Annotated in this window: 17 protein-coding genes; 10 read left to right on the top strand and 7 right to left on the bottom strand. The window is 61.9% G+C overall.

The features are described from left to right. Nucleotide 1: 1 nt before the first annotated feature. From AOA62_RS02610 to AOA62_RS02600, 3 genes are all read right to left on the bottom strand, one after another. A complete protein-coding gene (locus tag AOA62_RS02610) occupies nt 2–934 on the bottom strand; it encodes a FecR family protein (protein ID WP_099547747.1) in 933 nt (310 codons plus the stop codon). Beyond that, nucleotides 931–1,473 (bottom strand): sigma-70 family RNA polymerase sigma factor, encoded by a 543-nt coding sequence (locus AOA62_RS02605; protein ID WP_099547746.1) that lies wholly within the window; start codon nt 1,471–1,473, stop codon nt 931–933. Before AOA62_RS02605 ends, AOA62_RS02610 begins: the two co-directional genes overlap by 4 nt. A gap of 257 nt (nt 1,474–1,730) precedes the next feature. Further along, nucleotides 1,731–3,845: a TonB-dependent receptor gene (locus AOA62_RS02600; protein ID WP_099547745.1), complete on the bottom strand. Its 2,115-nt coding sequence runs from the start codon at nt 3,843–3,845 to the stop codon at nt 1,731–1,733. Between the two features lie 242 nt (nt 3,846–4,087). Between AOA62_RS02600 and AOA62_RS31990 the strand changes: the two genes are divergently transcribed. The 3 genes from AOA62_RS31990 to AOA62_RS31985 all read left to right on the top strand — a co-directional run bounded on the left by AOA62_RS31990 (nt 4,088) and on the right by AOA62_RS31985 (nt 5,467). Beyond that, a complete protein-coding gene (locus AOA62_RS31990) occupies nt 4,088–4,246 on the top strand; it encodes a hypothetical protein (protein ID WP_177032274.1) in 159 nt (52 codons plus the stop codon). A gap of 5 nt (nt 4,247–4,251) precedes the next feature. Further along, on the top strand, nt 4,252–4,878 hold the full coding sequence (locus AOA62_RS02595) for a helix-turn-helix domain-containing protein (protein WP_017137720.1): 627 nt from the start codon (nt 4,252–4,254) through the stop codon (nt 4,876–4,878). A gap of 61 nt (nt 4,879–4,939) precedes the next feature. After that, on the top strand, nt 4,940–5,467 hold the full coding sequence (locus AOA62_RS31985) for a hypothetical protein (protein ID WP_017137719.1): 528 nt from the start codon (nt 4,940–4,942) through the stop codon (nt 5,465–5,467). A gap of 240 nt (nt 5,468–5,707) precedes the next feature. On the opposite strand, the gene AOA62_RS02585 is transcribed toward AOA62_RS31985, so the two are convergent. Beyond that, nucleotides 5,708–6,007, bottom strand: a complete 300-nt coding sequence (locus AOA62_RS02585) for a hypothetical protein (protein WP_017137718.1) — start codon at nt 6,005–6,007, stop codon at nt 5,708–5,710. Nucleotides 6,008–6,124: 117 nt separating this feature from the next. After that, nucleotides 6,125–6,865, bottom strand: a complete 741-nt coding sequence (locus tag AOA62_RS02580) for a hypothetical protein (RefSeq protein ID WP_026013756.1) — start codon at nt 6,863–6,865, stop codon at nt 6,125–6,127. Nucleotides 6,866–7,292: 427 nt separating this feature from the next. On the opposite strand from AOA62_RS02580, the gene AOA62_RS02575 reads away from it, so the two are divergent. From AOA62_RS02575 to AOA62_RS02565, 3 genes are read left to right on the top strand one after another with little or no spacing between them, the layout of a single operon-like run. Beyond that, complete coding sequence (locus AOA62_RS02575; RefSeq protein ID WP_017137716.1) at nt 7,293–7,751, top strand: (2Fe-2S)-binding protein; 459 nt, start codon at nt 7,293–7,295, stop codon at nt 7,749–7,751. Next, nucleotides 7,751–9,988, top strand: a complete 2,238-nt coding sequence (locus AOA62_RS02570) for a molybdopterin cofactor-binding domain-containing protein (protein WP_017137715.1) — start codon at nt 7,751–7,753, stop codon at nt 9,986–9,988. Before AOA62_RS02575 ends, AOA62_RS02570 begins: the two co-directional genes overlap by 1 nt. A gap of 16 nt (nt 9,989–10,004) precedes the next feature. Continuing rightward, nucleotides 10,005–11,342: a cytochrome c gene (locus AOA62_RS02565; RefSeq protein WP_099547744.1), complete on the top strand. Its 1,338-nt coding sequence runs from the start codon at nt 10,005–10,007 to the stop codon at nt 11,340–11,342. Nucleotides 11,343–11,488: 146 nt separating this feature from the next. Here the strand turns inward: AOA62_RS02565 and AOA62_RS02560 are convergent, their stop codons facing one another. Both AOA62_RS02560 and AOA62_RS02555 read right to left on the bottom strand, forming a co-directional pair. After that, nucleotides 11,489–11,851: a hypothetical protein gene (locus tag AOA62_RS02560; RefSeq protein WP_017137713.1), complete on the bottom strand. Its 363-nt coding sequence runs from the start codon at nt 11,849–11,851 to the stop codon at nt 11,489–11,491. A 2-nt stretch (nt 11,852–11,853) separates the two neighbouring features. Continuing rightward, nucleotides 11,854–12,771 carry a hypothetical protein gene (locus AOA62_RS02555; RefSeq protein ID WP_099547743.1) on the bottom strand — a complete coding sequence of 306 codons (918 nt, stop codon included), beginning with the start codon at nt 12,769–12,771 and terminating at the stop codon, nt 11,854–11,856. Between the two features lie 610 nt (nt 12,772–13,381). Here AOA62_RS02555 and AOA62_RS02550 point away from each other — a divergent pair. From AOA62_RS02550 to AOA62_RS02535, 4 genes are all read left to right on the top strand, one after another. Then, nucleotides 13,382–13,684 (top strand): hypothetical protein, encoded by a 303-nt coding sequence (locus AOA62_RS02550; RefSeq protein WP_099547742.1) that lies wholly within the window; start codon nt 13,382–13,384, stop codon nt 13,682–13,684. 281 nt (nt 13,685–13,965) lie between these two features. Then, nucleotides 13,966–14,979: an iron ABC transporter substrate-binding protein gene (locus tag AOA62_RS02545; protein WP_017137711.1), complete on the top strand. Its 1,014-nt coding sequence runs from the start codon at nt 13,966–13,968 to the stop codon at nt 14,977–14,979. Between the two features lie 63 nt (nt 14,980–15,042). Next, nucleotides 15,043–16,572 (top strand): iron ABC transporter permease, encoded by a 1,530-nt coding sequence (locus tag AOA62_RS02540; protein ID WP_017137710.1) that lies wholly within the window; start codon nt 15,043–15,045, stop codon nt 16,570–16,572. Continuing rightward, nucleotides 16,569–17,636, top strand: coding sequence for an ABC transporter ATP-binding protein (locus tag AOA62_RS02535; RefSeq protein WP_099547740.1), 1,068 nt, complete (start codon nt 16,569–16,571; stop codon nt 17,634–17,636). Before AOA62_RS02540 ends, AOA62_RS02535 begins: the two co-directional genes overlap by 4 nt. The last annotated feature ends 18 nt before the right edge of the window (nt 17,637–17,654 follow it).

Raw genomic sequence — 17,654 nt, 5'->3', positions numbered from 1 at the left:
TCTAGAGCGGTTTGACCACCACCATCAGGTCGGTGAAGTACTCCACCCGAATCGGCAGGTTATCGGCCAGCGCCGAGAGCGCCGCCGCCGTGTCGTCGAGCTTGAACACCCCGGACACACGCAGGTTTTTCAACGCCTGGGCATCAAAGCGCACCAAGCCGTGGCGGTAGCTGGCCAGGGTTTGCAGCACCTCACTCAGCGGTTGGTCGTTGACCTTGAGCAGGCCACGGGTCCAGGCATCCGGGTCGGCGCTGCCGCTGGCCTGTGCAGGCCCCGCGTGGCCATGATCAAGAATCGCGCGCTGCCCGGCCGTGACCTTGACGCCCTCGCCCGTGTCACCTTGGACCGCCACAGTGGACTCGATCACCGTGACCACGGTGCTGCCGTCCACTGCGCGCTTGACCAGATAACGCGTGCCCAAGGCCGTGGCCGTGCCTTGATCGGTGCGTACCACGAACGGCCGTTGCGCGTCCTTGGCCACGTCAACCCACAGCTCGCCCTGCAGCAGTTCGATCACGCGCTGGTGGCCGTCGAATTTCACGTCCACCGCCGAGTTGCTGTTGAGCTGTAACTGGCTGCCGTCTTCAAGGGCGACCTGGCGGCGCTCGCCGATGCCGGTGCGCTGGTCGGCCGTCCACACCGGCATGTGCTGCACACCAAACCAGCCGCACAGCACTACGCCCAGCACCCCCAAGGCCTGCACCCTGCGCGAACGTTGGGGCGCAAAGGCGCGATTCAGGGCGATGCGTGCCGGTTGCGCGGGCAACGTATCGAAGTCACCCCAGAGCGAGCGCATACGCTCGATGGCTACTGCATGGCGCGGGTCGGCCTGACACCAGGTATTGAAGGCGTGGCGCTCGGCATCGCTGACGTCTTCGTCGTGCAGCCGCGTCAGCCAATTCGCCGCTTGTTGAATGATCTGCTCGGTGTTCACGGCAACGGATCCGCCCCGTACAGGCTGTGGTAGCAATGCACCAGCGCGGTGGACAGATAGTTTTTGACCGTGCTGGATGACACCTCAAGGCGCGTGGCGATCTCACTGTAGGTGAGCCCGTCCAGGCGGCTTAACAGGAAGGCTTCACGGGTTTTCGCCGGCAGGCCGGCGAGCATCTCGGCGATGCGCTCCAGGGCTTGCAGCGCCACATGGATCGCGGCCGGGTCGGGCATGCCGGCGTCTTCACACTGCACCAGCAGGGCTTGCAGGTAGGCCTTTTCGATCCGGCGGCGCCGCGCCCCATCGATCAACAGGCGCCCGGCGGTGGTGGCGAGAAAGGCGCGAGGCTCCTTGATGGTGTGCGGATCGGCCAGCATCAACACGCGGATAAACGCATCGTGGGCCAGGTCGGCAGCGTACTGGGAACACCCGAGTTTTTTGCGCAGCCAGCCGTGCAACCAGGCATGGTGCTCGCTGTACATCGCCGTAAGGGTCTGCTGACGGGCGCAATCGCCCGGCGCGGCCGGAATGTCATGCATGCGCAAAAACTTCTCAAATGGGAAAGATTACCAATTGAGCGAACAATGCCAGTAAAACTGTGGCGGGGCAAGGGCCACTCGGGTGGGCTGGATGCTGTGGGCGGGCTTTTGTGGGAGCTGGCTTGCCTGCGATGGCATCACCTCAGTTCAACTGAATGACCGAGGCGCCTGCATCGCAGGCAAGCCAGCTCCCACACAAGCCAGCCCCCCACACAAGCTCGCTCCCACAGTTAGACCTCGGTGACAGTTAAATTGGCTTAACGCCAGCTCCACGACACACCGGTATAGATACCGCGCCCATCGGCCGGCGTGGAGCGGGCCACATCCAACCCCTTGTCGTCATACCCCGGCGTGACGGTATTGGCATAACGCCGGTTGGTGAGGTTGCGCAGATCAACCCAGGCTTGCCAGTCCTGTTTCGGCGCGTCATAGCCGAAAGTGGCGCCCAGCGTTGTGTACGCCGCCGCGTAGTAAGAGTTGGCGTAATCCACCGCCACCCGTGAAGCGTGCTCGGTGTTGAGGCTGGTGTAGAAACCAGTCGGGTGGCTGTAGCGCACTTGCGCCTGGTAGTAATGCTTGGGGATGCCCGGCAAGGTGTTGGCGCCGAAGCGGTCGTCGTCACGGTAGTGAAAATCGCTGTAGGTGTAGGCCTGGCGCAAGGCCAACTGGCCATTACCACCGCCGTCCCAGAGTGGGCTGAGCAGGCTCAACTCCACGCCCTGGTGCACGGTGGGGCTGGCGTTGGCTTCGGCGACGACGGCGCTGCTGGTCTGTGTCTGCGCCTGGGTCTCCACTGTGAGCAGTTCGTGACGCACTTCGGAGCGATACAACGCCAAATCCCACTGGCCGAACCATTGCTCACCACGCCCGCCTATCTCCAGGGTAGTGGCGGTCTGATTGCGCAAGCTCACGCCTTCGCGGGCCAGCCCCTTGGCCGGGCCGCCGGTGAAATACTTGTTGGAGCCCCAAATCATCGACCACGCGTGCGGCGGTTCGACCGAGCGACTCAGGTTGCCGTACACCTGCAACTGCGGGGTGAAGTCATAGCGCAGGCCAATGCGCGGCGCGTAGTCCCAATCATGCTGGCTGAGCGGCGCCTGCCCTTGCGGGTAGCTGACCTGGGTTTCGCGGCGGGTGTAGATCGCAGCCAGGCCGGTGGTCAGCCACAGGTCTTGCACCAGTTCCAGCTCGTTGCCGATATGCAACACCGTGTCGGAACCCAGGTAGCTGTAGTCGCGGGTCTTGGTGCCGGGGGCGTAATAGGTGGCGGGGTTGCTCGACGGTACGCGCACATATTCCGAGGCACCGTTGTTGGGCATCGCCTGGGTGGTGCGCAGGCCAATGGTGGTTTTGCTGTCGTGGCCGAACCAACTGTCCTGGCGAATGTAGTTCAGGGTGCCGCTGACATCCGTGTAGGCGACTTTCAGGCGGTTGAGCCCTTCGCGCAAATCCATCGGGTAGTCGTGATAGGCCAGCCCCACCTCGACGCGGGAAGTGTCATCGAGCTGCAAGGTGGTCTTGTTGGCGATCCAGGTCGAGCCCGGCTGCAGGCGTTTCGAGTCGCGGGCGGCGTTGAGGCTGTTGGCGGCGGTTGGATCGTGGCTGATCTGGTAGCGCGTCAGCTTGCCGGGGCTGTCGTTGGTGGTTTCGCGGTAGCGAAAATAGAAGCGCGTCTCCAGGTCCGGGTTGAACCGGTAGCCAAAGTTGGCCGCAATGCCCTTGCCGGTGCCGGCGCTCTGGTGCTGGTAGCCGTCGGATTCGGAGTCGGTGAGGCTGATGTAGTAGTCGGCGTCGCCCAGCACCTGGCCGGAGCTGATTTCGCGCTGGGCATAACCGCGACTGCCCACTTCATAGCGCACCTGCAACTTCGGCGCGTCATAGCCGGTGTGCGTGACATAGTTGACCGAGCCACCCAGGGCCAGGGCGCCCTGGTCAAAACCGTTGGCGCCGCGCAGTACCTCGACGCGGCTTTGCCACAGCGGGTCCTTGAGTTCATAGGGCGTGCCGCCGGGGCCGGTGAGCGGCAAACCGTCGAGCATTTCATACAGGCCCGAGGCGTGGGAGCCGGGGCTGCGGTTCAGGCCGGAACCGCGGATCGACAACTTCACGCCTTCATTATTCGCCGCCTTGGCGTAGACGCCGGCCTGGTACTTGAACACGTCTTCGTTGGTGCTGACGCGCCCCTGTTGCACGCTGCTCATATCGATGAAGTTGGTGCCACCGGGCACGCTCTTGAGCTGCGCCTGGGCCACTTCGGCGGCGCTGGCTTCGCTGCTGGAGACCTCGACCGGGGCCAGTTGCAGGGTATCGGCGTGCGCCAGTGAACTGAGGGTCAGGGCGGCAAACAGCAGTGGGGGTTGGCGCAACAGCATGGGGTAAATCCTTGGCATTCGGGGGCGTGACAAAGCCTGGGCCATCACGCGAACAGTGATGGGAAGCCAGGCAGGCTCACCAGGTCACGCTTAATTAACGGACCAGACCCTTCCCACAACAGCATCGGACCGGGATTATTTTCTAAGTCCAAAATCGCATTAACACATGCAAACTCAGTATTTAAAGAAATAACCAGCACGCATTACTGTGGAGGCATTGAGTCGCCCACGAGATTTCCCCCATGCAAACATCCGCCAGCGTTATTAACTTCACCCTCCACCGTAAACGCCGCCAGGCGCGTGCCGCGGCCGAGCTGATGTGGGCCATGTACGCGGCACGCGCGGGGCTTGCGGTGTTCTCCGCCCACACCGCAACCGCCAGTGATACGCGCCGGGCGTAACGCCGATGAATTTTTTACAGGTACTGCCCGAATCAGCCCAAGCACTGCCAAAACCTGCGATTGAGGATGACGACACCAGCCTGTGCGTGGCGCAGAACCTGCAACGTTTGCGCAGTAAGCGCCACCTCTCGCTGGACGGGTTGGCACGCGCGTGTGGCGTGAGCCGGGCGATGCTGGCGCAGATCGAGTCGGGCCGCAGCGTGCCGTCGATCAAGGTGCTGTGCAAAATCGCCAAAGGCTTGAAGGTGTCGGTCGCGGCCTTTCTGGAGGACCGTGCCTTTGAAGGCGTCGAGGTGTTGCCGGCGCAACAAAGCAAACGCCTGGTGAGTGCCGACGGGGCATTCGTCAGCCGTGCGTTGTTTCCCTTTGATACCGCCCGCCAATCGGAATTTTACGAAATCCGCTTGCGTGCGCTCGGCGAGGAAATTTCTGCCGGTCACGGCCCCGGCATTCAGGAAAACCTGGTGGTGGCCCAGGGCGTACTGGAAGTCAGCGTCAACGAAGAGCGCTATTTGCTCTCCACCGGCGACTCGATCCTGTTCTACGCCGACCAGCCCCACCGCTACCGCAACCCGGCGGACAGCGAGGCGGTGGCATTTTTGGTGATAACCTACCCGGAACGCATGGACTGAATGCAAAAAGCCCCGACAAGTCGGGGCTTTTTTTTGCGTTTTAGGCAGCAGCGGTCAGCAGGTGCAGCACATCATCGGCATGCCGTTGCAGCTCATCATCATCGGCATGGCGCAGTCATTCATCAGTTTGTTCATCAGCATGCAGCAGTTTTCCATCATGGCCATGCTCATGCCTGGCATTGGCATCATTTTGCACATCATGCTGTCGCCCATCACGCTGCATTCCATCATGCATTTCATCATCGGCATCGGCATCGACATCGACATCGACATGCCCATGGTCATCATCGGCATGTTCATGTCAGCCATCATCTTCATGGCATCGGCCGACATGCACAGCATCGACATGTTTGCGCACTGCATCATCATCGGCATGCCGCAGTTCATCATCATCGCCATCATGTCGGCATTGGTCTTGAACTGCGCCATGTCCATACCGGCCGCCGGCTTCATGGTACACATCATGGCGTCGCCCGCCATTTCGCACTTCATGGTCGCCATCATCATCGGCATGCCCATCATCGGCATCATTGGCATGGACGTGTTCATCGGCATCTGCATTGCGTTCATCATGTTCGAAACTCCGTAATCGACAGGAAATGGCTAAGTTCTGGCGCCGATTCTAGAGACACCGGGCGACGGCGCAAGACGACGGCAGAGCAGCACAAATGGCTGTTCGGGAGCGTGCTTGGGTGACCAGGACAGCGACACCGGGCGTGATAACAGATAAATCGCTGTAAAGACGTTTAAAGCCGCTACTGGCACCGCATAAACGTCAGGATGGATATGCGATTAAAGCCTTGCGACCTTACTTAAGGAAATAAACGATCTAACCCGAGAGCAAAACCTGGTGATCAGTCGCCTCCGTGAGCGGTTCGATCGTGCGCATAAAATCATCCGCCTCAGACCCCCTGAGGAAACTGAACCCCGCCATTTCATCGCAGGCCAGGATGTCAGCCAGGGCTTTACGTAACTGAGACTCCGCCGGCGAGTCGCGCAGCAGTTTATGTGCGGTCAATAACACCTCGGCAGGAACACCCTGGGCGCTTGCCACGTCGATCACCGCAAAGAGAATGAATCGCAGACGAACTTCGCGATCCGTAGGCCAAACCGTTTTTCGCTTACCCAAGGTAGGCACTCATCCGTTGAGAAAAGTCCGAGGCTATTGCCCACCGAGGGGTGTTTCAAGCGTGGGGACTTAAGATAGGCCACTTCCTACACCTGAAAGGGAAATACCGTACCTACATTACTGCACCGGCAAGAAATTCATCAGCAGCAAACTCTGCGCGTAGTTGAGCGCCACACGTCGGTAGCGTTCATCGAGCATCTGCGCGAGCAAGTCCAGGCGCGCAACCACTTTGCCGAACTCGACCGCAAAGCTGAGGTTGCTGCCCTCCTCCGATATCTCGTTGGAAAACAGCAGCAATACCCCGTTGGCGTCCTGGCGCTGGCTGAGCAGCCAGGTGGCTTTCTCGATATTACGTGCGGCGTTGCTGACAAACTGCGGGTTGATCGAGTCAGTCATATAAAACTGGGTGCGGCCGCCGTGGGCGGTCACCAGCATGCTGCCGATCGCGTAGATAAACGCACCGACCCGGTCGCCTTTGAAGTCGGGGCTTAACGAGTAACTCAAGGCCGCGAGATCGCGCCGCTCGCCGAGGGCCGGCAGCGGTTGCTGATGCTCGATGGCCTGGCGGATTTCCCGCGCGGCACTCACCGCATCCGGGTAACCGGATTGGCGCCACTGGCTGGGGTTGCGCAGGTAGAGCTTGCTCATCAGCAGATACAGGCTTTGCAAGTTGTCGCGCATGCTCAGGGTTGCCATGCGGTCAACGCTGGTCTGAAAGAACTCATCGGGCCTGCCATTGCTGAACTGGCTGGCGATGTCGCGGCCCTGCTGCTGGCTGCAACCACTGGTAAACAGTGCCAAAAGAACAACCAAAAACAACGGCCAGCGGGAGATACAAGTATGTGACGTTCGATCCATCGGCACCGGGTCTGATTCTGTTGCCCACACTCTGAATGAGTGGGGTCGTGACAGGGATAGATCAGGAGAATCAAAAAAAGTGCGGCGAGCCGGGTCGGATCAGAGGTTGCCTACACACAAAGGAGTGCCTATAGGATCGTTCCCACGCGCCGCAAAGGAATGCCGCCCTGGACGCTCCGCGTCCCGCTTCTGACGCCGTGACGCAGAGCGTCACAGGATGCGTTACCACGCGGAGCGTGGGAACGGTCAAGCTGCCGGTAGTGCATTCCTGCGAAATACTTGCCTGATCCTCCGACTTATCGACTGGCGGATAGATAGCCCTTGCGCCGTGGTCTAGAGTGCAACGATGGGCCACAAGTCCCACTCTTCTTATAAGGGCTCAAAAGAGCTCAGCACCACCAACCGATGATCAGCAGGTGAACCCGCCATGGAATTACGTATCAACCAAAAGACCTACCAGGTCGATGCCGACGCCGACACGCCGCTGCTGTGGGTGATCCGCGACGACCTCGGCATGACCGGCACCAAGTACGGTTGCGGCCTGGCCCAGTGCGGCGCCTGTTCGGTACTGGTAGACGGTAATGTGGTGCGCTCTTGCGTTACCCCGGTGGCAGGTGTGGTCGGCCGCGAGGTCACGACCATCGAGGCCATTGAGGACGATGCGGTGGGCAAGCACGTGGTCGCCGCCTGGGTCGAGCATCAGGTGGCGCAATGCGGTTATTGCCAGTCCGGGCAGGTGATGGCGGCCACGGCGCTGCTCAAGCACACCCCCGCGCCGACGGTCGCGCAAATCGATGCCGCGATGGTCAACCTGTGCCGCTGCGGCACCTATAACGCCATCCACACCGCCATGCAGGATTTGGCCCAGCAGAAGGAGCGCGCATGATGAATACGCGCAACGAACTGCTTGATGTGGCCCTGGGCGACCCGGTCAACCTGTCACGCCGGCGCTTTCTGGCCAGCACCGCCGTGGGCGCGCTGGTGATTGGTTTCGGCCTGCCGCTGGGTGGCGGCCGCGCCTTCGCGGCCACCGCCAACCCTGCGGAGCGCGGCACGCAGGTGCCGGCGTTTCTCGAGATTCGCCCGGACGGCACGGTGCGCCTGCTCAGCCCCTTTATGGAAGGCGGCCAAGGCACCCACACCGCCATGGCGCAAATTGTTGGTGAAGAATTGGACGCCGACCCTGCCACCTTTGTCGTCGAAGCCGCGCCACCGGGCGATGCCTATGTGGTGATGGAAAACGGCATGCGCATCACCGGCGGCAGCATGTCGGTGCGCATGAGTTACCCGGTAATGCGCCGCCTGGGCGCCCTGGCCCGCGCCATGCTGTTGCAGGCCGGCGCCGAGCAACTGGGCGTGCCGGTCGCGCAACTGACCACCACCCCCGGCCGCGTGGTACACGCCGCCTCGGGCCGCTCGCTGGGCTACGGCGAACTCGCCAGCCGCGCCCTCGACATGCCGGTGCCTGACCCGTCCACCATCACCCTGCGCGATCCGAGCCAGTTCCGCTGGATCGGCAAGCCGGTCAAACGCCTGGATGCCTACGACAAATCCACCGGCAAGGCGCAATACAGCATCGACCTCAAGGTCGACGGCATGCTCCACGCCGCCGTGCAGCATGCGCCGCGCCTGGGCATGACCGTGGGCAGCCTGCGCAATCAGGCGCAAGTTGAGGCCATGAAAGGTGTGCACTCGGTGCATCAACTGCCTGGCGCCGTGGCAGTGGTGGCCGAGCGCTGGTGGCACGCCAAGCGTGCAGTAGAAGCTATTCAGGTCGAATGGCTGGAAGCCGCCGCTGACTCTACAGTGCGCGCCATGCCGGCAGACTTTTCCAGCGACAAATACCGTGACTTCCTCGCCGCCCAGCAAGGCCCGGCCCGCGACGAAGAAAACGAAGGCGACGTCAACGCCACGCTGGCAAACGCCAAGACCAAGGTCGAAGCCACCTACCACAACCAGTACGTCAACCATGCCCAACTGGAGCCGCCATCGGCCCTGGCGCGCTATAACCCGGACGGCACGCTGGAAGTCTGGCTGCCCAACCAGGCGCCAGACATGTTCCGCGCCGACATCGCCAAGCGCACCGGGCTGGATGTGTCGAAGATCACCTTGCATTCGCCGTTGCTGGGCGGCTTTTTCGGCCGGCATTTCCTGTACGACTCAGCCAACCCGTACCCGCAGGCCGTCGCATTGGCCAAGGCTGTGGGCCGCCCGGTCAAGCTGATCTGGAGCCGTGAAGAAGAGTTCCTGCGCGATGTGCTGCGCCCGGTCGCGGTGGTCAAGTTCCGCGCGGCGCTGGATGACAAAGGCTTGCCGGTGGCCATCGAAGCCGTGAGCGCCACCGAAGGCCCATCCGAGGCCATCGCCGGCAAACAGGGCGACAAAATCGACCCGACGGCCCTTGAAGGGTTGTCAGGCAAATCCTACGCGATTCCCAACAAACGCATCGCCCAGATCTACGTCAAAGGCCCGGCCATGCTCGGCTACTGGCGCTCGGTGGGCAACTCGCTGAATGACTTTTTCTACGAGGCCTTCCTCGATGAACTGGCTGACAAAGGCGGCCATGACCCGTATGAGTTGCGCCTGCACCTGCTGCGCGACAACAAACGCCTGACCACGTTGCTGCAAGCGGTGGGCGAGTTGTCCGGTGGCTGGAAACGTGGCCCGTATACCGCAGAAGACGGCAGCCGGCGCGCCCGTGGGGTGGCCATGGCCTCGCCCTTTGGCTCGCATGCGGCGGTGGTTGCCGAAGTGTCGATCGAAAACGGCCAGGTCAAGGTGCATAACATCTGGGAAGCCATCGACCCTGGCAGCATCGTCAACCCGGCGATCATCGAGGCCCAGGTCAACGGCGCCGTAGCGTTGGGCTTGTCACAAACGTTGGTGGAAGAAGCGGTGTACGTGGACGGTAAACCACGGGCGCGCAACTACGACCTTTACCCGATCCTGCCACCCTCGCGGATGGCCAAGGTGCACGTAAAGATCGTCGAGAGCGGCGAAAAGATGGGCGGTATCGGCGAGCCGCCGCTACCCGCAGTGGCGCCTGCCGTGGCCAATGCGGTGGCGCACTTGACCGGCCAGCGCATCCGCAGCCTGCCCCTGAGCCGATACACCTTCGCCTGACCGACAAGGAACGCCTATGAACAACCAACGATTGGCTAGAACCGCTGGCTGGCTGGTGCTGGCCGGCGCAGTCGCCGCCGGCCTGCTGGCCTGGTACGTCACCCGTCAACCTGCTTCGCCGTTTGAACAGGCCAACGCCACGGCTGACCCGACACTGGTCAGCCGTGGCGAGTACGTCGCCCGCGTCAGTGATTGCGTGGCCTGCCACAGCCTGCCGGGCAAAGCGCCGTTTGCCGGCGGCCTGGAGATGGCCACGCCGCTGGGCGCCATTCATGCCACCAACATCACGCCCGACAAAAACGTCGGCATCGGCACCTACAGCCTGGCTGACTTCGACCGCGCCGTGCGCCACGGCGTGGCGCCGGGTGGGCGACGGCTCTACCCGGCCATGCCCTACCCGTCCTACGTGAAACTCAGCGACGACGACATGCGCGCGCTGTATGCGTTTTTTATGCAAGGCGTGCAACCGGCCAGCGAGCCGAACATTCCCAGCAGCATCCCGTGGCCACTGAACATGCGCTGGCCCATCGCACTGTGGAACGGCGTGTTCGCGCCGACTAAAACCTATGCCGCCAAACCCGAGCAGGACGCGTTGTGGAACCGAGGCGCCTATATCGTCCAAGGCCCCGGCCATTGCGGCAGTTGCCACACGCCGCGTGGGCTGGCGTTCAACGAGAAGGCATTGGACGAGTCCGGCGCGCCGTTCCTCGCCGGTGCCTTGCTCGACGGCTGGTACGCACCCAGCCTGCGCCAGGACCACAACACCGGTTTGGGCCGCTGGAGCGAGCCGGAGATTGTGCAATTCCTCAAGACCGGGCGTAACAAACACGCAGTGGTGTATGGCTCGATGACCGAGGCGTTTAACAACTCCACGCAGTTCATGCAAGACGACGACCTGGCCGCCATTGCGCGTTACCTCAAATCACTGCCGGGCGACCCGCAGCGTGACGGTTCGCCGTGGCAGTACCAAACGGCAGCGCTCGACACGAGCGCACCGGGTGCCCACACCTATGCCACCCGCTGCGCCTCCTGCCATGGCCTGGACGGCAAAGGCCAGCCGGAGTGGATGCCACCGCTGGCCGGTGCTACCTCAGCCTTGGCCAAGGAAAGCGCCTCGGCGATCAACATCACCCTCAATGGCTCGCAACGCATCGTGACCGCCGGTATGCCGGACGCGTACCGCATGCCGGCATTCCGCGAGCAATTGTCCGACCAGGAAATCGCCCAGGTGTTGAGCTACGTGCGCGGTACATGGGGCAACAACGGCGGCGCGGTGGAGGCTGCGGCGGTGAACAAGCTGCGCGGGCATACGGACCCGGCCAGTAGTAGCCCGATTATCCTGCACATGCGCTAACAGATCGTTCCCACGCTCCCGCGTGGGAATGCAGCCCGTGACGCTCCGCGTCACAGCTGCGCAAAACTTGAATGTTGTGAGCGGGACGCAGAGCGTCCCAGGCTGCGTTACCACGCAGAGCGCGGGAACGATCTGATGGCCGCAGGCTACCAGCCATACAAGAGGGTCCAGAGGATACAGCCAGCAAACCATACCATCCCAAAATGATACGGCCACACCGCCCAACGCTTGAGGGACAGAGGGACGGCCGCCACCTCTGCCTCGGTCACCTCGCCTCTTTTGATGTGAAATTTAGGCATGCCCAACAGGTCACTGATCACAAGCATGCGATGAAACCTGTCGATGTGCTTGTTTCTGCCCCAAAACCGTTTGTTGGCGCAGACCACCTCGTTTTCGCTGAAGTAGCTTTCCAGGGCTTCGAGCTTTGTGCACTCGGCGTAGAAAGTGAGTCCGCCAAAAACGAACGTCGCTATGGATAGAATGATTGCAAGGATGAGTTGAAAATCCATGCTTATGCGCCCTCTGGCTGAAAGATCAGATCACCGTCGATCTCTTCGATTTGCCCGCCCAGAAACGCACCGAAATCGCCAACTACATTGCCTACTGCAAACCCTCCCGCAGCGCCACCGATCACTGCGCAAGCCAGGTCACCGTTTCCTTTAGCCACGACGCCCAAAAAAACCTTGCAGCCGAGACGGGCTATTTTCGCGCCCGCCTTCCCTCCGCCATAAGCGCCCCCTACGCCACCCACCAACTTCCCCGTTTCCACATACTTCGCCCGCCGACACTGCGCCTCGCGCCCCTCCACACACGCCTCCTTGATCTCCAACCCTGCCACGCCCACGTCCAGTGCCAAGCCCACATAGGTGCCCATCCCCAACCACTTCGAGGTCTGCGCAATGCTCCGCATCCGCTGCGCATACCCGGCAATCTCACCCTTGTGCAGATAGCTTTTGGTTGAAACCCCCAATATCTTTTTCAACGCCTGATTACCTCGCAACCCCGTGCCAAATCGCGCCGCGCCTTGCAACTGGGTATCCAGCAGCCCAAACAGCGCCTGGCGCTGGCGCAAAAAAGCCTCACGCTCCAAGCCTGCGGTTTTCAGGCGCTGGTGCAGCCGCTCAATCTCTTCCAGCGTCTGCGCCACTTCGTCCAGATGCCGCGCCCACGCCGATGTTGAGCTGCCCATTCCCAACGAGCCGTACCCGAGAAGACTTTGCAGCAGGTCATAGTTGTTGACCAATTGGGTGGCGGCGCGCGCGTCCAGCTCCCGACCGATTGCCTCGGCATGGCGCACAAGCCAGGCCTCTTCCAGCGAGCAGATCACGCTGTAGGGATCGGCACGCTGCCGTCCCGGGGCATGACCCATCAACTGGTTTTTCAAGCTGATGTAGTCCGTGAGGCGGTCGTTGATATAGCCCTGCGCCATGCTTCGTATCCCTGAATGCAATGAAGATGGCGTTGGAATATAAGCAGGCGAACAGGGCTCGGACACAAGGTCGGGAAGGCTGAGTGATATTTGGGAAGTTGCCTACATCACTAGAAATTAACGCCTACAAAAATGGCCGGACTTGATAGATCGTTCCCACGCTCCCGCGTGGGAATGCAGCCTGGGACGCTCCGCGTCACAGCTGCGCAAAACTTGAATGTTGTGGGCGGGACGCGGAGCGTCCCAGGCTGCGTTACCACGCAGAGCGCGGGAACGATCTGTGGCGAGATTAGTGGCATTTGGTCATGGTTTTTAAAGGGCCAGCAGGGCGCGTCCCTTTAAATTGCAGGACGTTTCCTAGACAATCCTTGCCGCCTTGTGCCTGTTGGAATCGATGGCTAGTCTGCGATCCGTCACTGCTTATCAGTGATCGGGTTTAGTCGCTCGGGTCTTACATGGCGCATGGTCCTCCGTGAAGTTTTATGGTGGCTGTGCGTAGGGCACCTTCGGGTGCGCCGGTTTTCCATGTGACCGGTCGACTAACCTGCGTACAGCTGCCACCCTCGTTTAGTCGCGACAAGTGTCAGCTCCAACCATGTGGAGTTACACCATGAAAAAAGTCGTCCCCGACCCACCCCGCAACACCACCAAAGACCGCGCCGCCTTCAACCGCGCCATCGACCATTACCTGCCCTCCAACGGCGTTAAAATCGAAGACCTGAGCTTCGAAGACGCCCTGCTCTACACCGCCAGCTTGCTCGACAGTGCTTCAGCTACCGCACTCAATTGCGGTGATCTGCTGGCCAGTCCCCAGCGCGCGAAGATTCTGGCGGTGTGGCATTTGCTGGAGATGGCCAAGACCACCGTGGACCGATCCATCGAGTGCCTTAAACCCACAGCCCCGCCTGCCTGAACACAATAAAAACGGTGGGAGCTGGCTTGCTCGCGAATGCGGTGGGTCAGACCCAGAGATGCTGACTGAACCACTGCATCCGCGAGCAAGCCAGCTCCCACATTTGACCTGCGTCATTTAATAGGCCTCATCACATTTGTTAACCGTTTATTTGACGTTTTTTTCTCATCTGCGCCTCTACATTCGCCGCGCCTCAATATGCAAATGATTCCTATTGGTCTAGTCTCAGTCGACCCCTCACGGGCTTCCCGTGCCTACATAAAAACCGGAGCATTCAACGTATGGCTTCCCGTCTACCGTCTTTCCTCACTAAAGCCCTGCTCGCCACTGCATTGGTTGGCGCCGGGCAAGTGTATGCCGCCGAAACCGCCGGCATCGTGGTGTACAACGCCCAGCACGAAAGCCTGACCAAGGCCTGGGTTGAGGGCTTCACCGAGGAAACCGGGATTCCGGTAACCATCCGCAATGGCGACGACACCGAGATGGGCAACCAGCTTGTGCAGGAAGGTGCGGCCTCACCGGCCGACGTGTTCCTCACCGAAAACTCCCCGGCCATGGTGCTGGTGGACAACGCCGGGCTGTTCGCGCCAGTAGCGCCGAGCACGTTGGAACAAGTGGACGCCGCCTACCGCCCCGCCCACGGCAAGTGGCTGGGCATCGCCGCACGTTCGACGGTGTTCGTGTACAACCCGAGCAAACTCAAAGAAGCCGAGCTGCCAAAGTCCCTGCTGGACCTGGCCTCGCCAAGCTGGAAAGGCCGCTGGGCTGCCTCACCGGCCGGTGCCGACTTCCAGGCTATCGTCGCCGCCGTGCTGGAACTCAAAGGCGAAGCCGCCACCCTCGACTGGCTCAAGGCGATGAAAGCCAACGCGAGCATCTACCGTGGCAACAGCGCGGTGCTTAAAGCCGTCAACGCCGGCCAGGTCGACAGCGGCGTGATTTATCACTACTACAGCTTTGTCGACCAATCCAAGACCGGCGAAAACAGCAAGAACACCCAATTGCACTACTTCAAACACCAGGATCCAGGCGCCTTTGTGAGCATCTCCGGCGCCGGTGTATTGGCCTCCAGCAAGCATAAAGAGGAAGCCCAGGCCTTCTTGAAGTGGATCACCGGCAAAGACGGACAGGCGATCCTCAAGGACGGCAACTCGTTCGAATACGCCGTGGGCCAGGGCGCACAGTCCAACCCCAAGCTGACACCGCTGGCCCAGCTGGACGCGCCGAAAGTGGACGCCTCCAAGCTCAACAGCAAAAAGGCCGTCGAACTGATGACCCAAGCCGGACTGCTCTGATTGCTGCCTGAACCTTTAGCTCCCGCCTTAACGCAGGCGCAACCGCGTAAACGCGCCCACGGTTTGTTTAAAAGCCGTGGGGGCACGTGGGTCACCAGTTTGTCAGTAGTGGTGTCGCTGCTGGCACTGCTGCCCATTGCGTTTGTGATCGGCGTGTCCTGGCAAATCGGCTGGGCGCAGATTGAAGCGTTGGTGTGGCGTCCGCGTGTGGGTGAACTGCTGGTCAACACCGTGTTGCTGGTGGTGTTCACCCTGCCCTTGTGCGTGGTGCTGGGCATTGCGCTGGCGTGGCTGACCGAGCGCACCAACCTGCCAGGGCGCCGTGTGTGGTCGCTGCTGGCGGTTGCGCCGCTGGCGGTGCCGGCGTTTGTGCACAGTTACGCCTGGGTCAGCCTGGTGCCGTCGATGCATGGTTTGCCGGCCGGCGTGCTGGTCTCGGTGATTGCCTATTTCCCGTTTTTGTACTTGCCGGTGGCGGCGACCTTGCGCCGGCTCGACCCTGCCATTGAAGACGTGGCCGAGTCCCTGGGCCTCAAGCCCTGGGCGGTATTTTTTCGCGTGGTGCTGCCGCAGTTGCGCCTGGCGATCTGCGGCGGCGCACTGCTGGTAGGCCTGCATTTACTCGCCGAATACGGCTTGTACGCGATGATTCGTTTCGATACGTTCACCACCGCGATTTTCGATCAGTTCAAATCCACCTTTAACGGCCCTGCCGCCAATATGCTTGCGGCGGTGCTGGCGCTGTGTTGTTTGGCGATGCTCACGGCGGAATCCGCTGCACGCGGGCATGCGCGTTATGCGCGGGTCGGCTCCGGCAGCGCACGCGAGCAACGTATTGTGAGCCTGCGCACGCGCACCACGCTGCTCGCCCTTGGCCTGCAAGGGCTGACCTGCGCGCTGGCCCTGGGTGTGCCGTTGATCACCCTGGGCAAGTGGCTGATCGCCGGTGGCCGTGAGGTCTGGCAGTTCAACGAACTGCTGCCCGCGCTGGAGCAGACCGTGCTACTGGGCGTGGCCGGTGCCGTGCTGACCACCTGTGCGGCGGTGCCGATTGCGTGGCTGTCGATTCGGGCGCCAGGGCGTTTACAGCGCATCCTGGAAAGCTGCAACTACATCACCAGTTCGTTGCCCGGCATTGTGGTGGCGCTGGCCTTGGTCACAGTGACCATTCATTTCGCCCGGCCGATCTACCAGACCACCATCACCGTGCTGCTCGCCTATTTGCTGATGTTCCTGCCACGGGCGCTGGTGAGCCTGCGCGCGGGTATCGCCCAGGCGCCGGTAGAACTGGAAAACATGGCGCGCAGCCTCGGCCGTTCGCCGGGCCGCGCCCTGTGGCTGATCACGTTGCGGCTGGCCGCGCCTGCTGCGGCTGCGGGTGCGGCGCTGGTGTTCCTGGCGATCACCAACGAGTTGACCGCCACCTTGCTGCTGGCGCCTAACGGCACGCGCACCCTGGCCACCGGTTTCTGGGCGCTGACCAGCGAAATCGACTACGCCGCTGCCGCGCCTTACGCGCTGATCATGATCCTGTTGTCACTGCCGTTAACCGGCCTTCTCTACCATCAATCCAAACGCACGGCAGGCCGATGAACGCCCTCGAACTCAACGCCCTCTGCAAGACCTTCGGCACCCAGCGTGCCCTGGCGGACGTCTCCCTGGCGGTGCCCACCGGCAGCCGCACAGTGATCGTCGGCCCTTCGGGCTCGGGCAAGACCACCTTGCTGCGCATGATCGCCGGCTTTGAATTCCCCGACACCGGCAGCCTCACGCTCAACGGCCAGGTATTGGTCGACGCCACCCACGCGGTGCCGGCCCACCAGCGCCAGATCGGCTATGTGCCGCAGGATGGCGCGCTGTTCCCGCACATGACGGTGGCCGACAATATCGGCTTTGGCCTGGCCACCCAAGGTGAAGCCCGGCACACACGCATCGCCGAACTGATGGACAGCGTGGCCCTCGACGCCAACATGGCCCGGCGCTGGCCCCATGAACTGTCTGGCGGCCAGCAGCAACGCGTGGCACTCGCCCGGGCCTTGGCCCAGCAACCCCGGTTGATGTTGCTGGATGAACCGTTTTCCGCGCTGGACACCGGCCTGCGCTCGGCCATGCGCAAAATGGTCGCGCGCCTGCTGAGCGACGCGGGCATCACCACGATCCTGGTCACCCATGATCAAAGTGAAGCGCTGTCGTTTGCCGACCAATTGGCAGTGATGCGTCAGGGGCGCCTGGTGCAGGCGGGCCACCCGATGGACCTGTACCAATACCCGGTCGATGAGCAAACCGCGTTGTTCCTCGGCGAAGCGGTGGTGATGCCCGCCCGTATTGAAGCTGGCTGGGCGCATTGCGGGCTGGGCCGTGTGCCGGTGGACAGTACGGCGGACCACGCAGCAACGCGGATCATGCTGCGCCCGGAGCAATTGCAGCTGAGTACCACCGACCTGTCGGGCTGCCGTGGTGTCGTGACCGAGCGCGAATTCGGCGGCAATACCTGCACGTTGACCGTGGTGTTGCAGCCTGCCGAGGATGAACCGGGCCAGGCGATTCTGGTGCGCAGTTCCGGCCTGCAAGCCCCGCCCACCGGCAGTGTGGTGCACCTCACGACACTCGGCACGGCGCATGTATTGAAAAAAACCCAGGCCCTCAGTCTCAGCTAAGTGTCGGGGCTTACCTTC

The sequence above is a fragment of the Pseudomonas sp. 2995-3 genome (assembly GCF_002742565.1).
In the GTDB taxonomy this organism is placed as follows: domain Bacteria; phylum Pseudomonadota; class Gammaproteobacteria; order Pseudomonadales; family Pseudomonadaceae; genus Aquipseudomonas; species Aquipseudomonas edaphica.
This window is presented reverse-complemented; position numbering and strand designations above follow the sequence as displayed.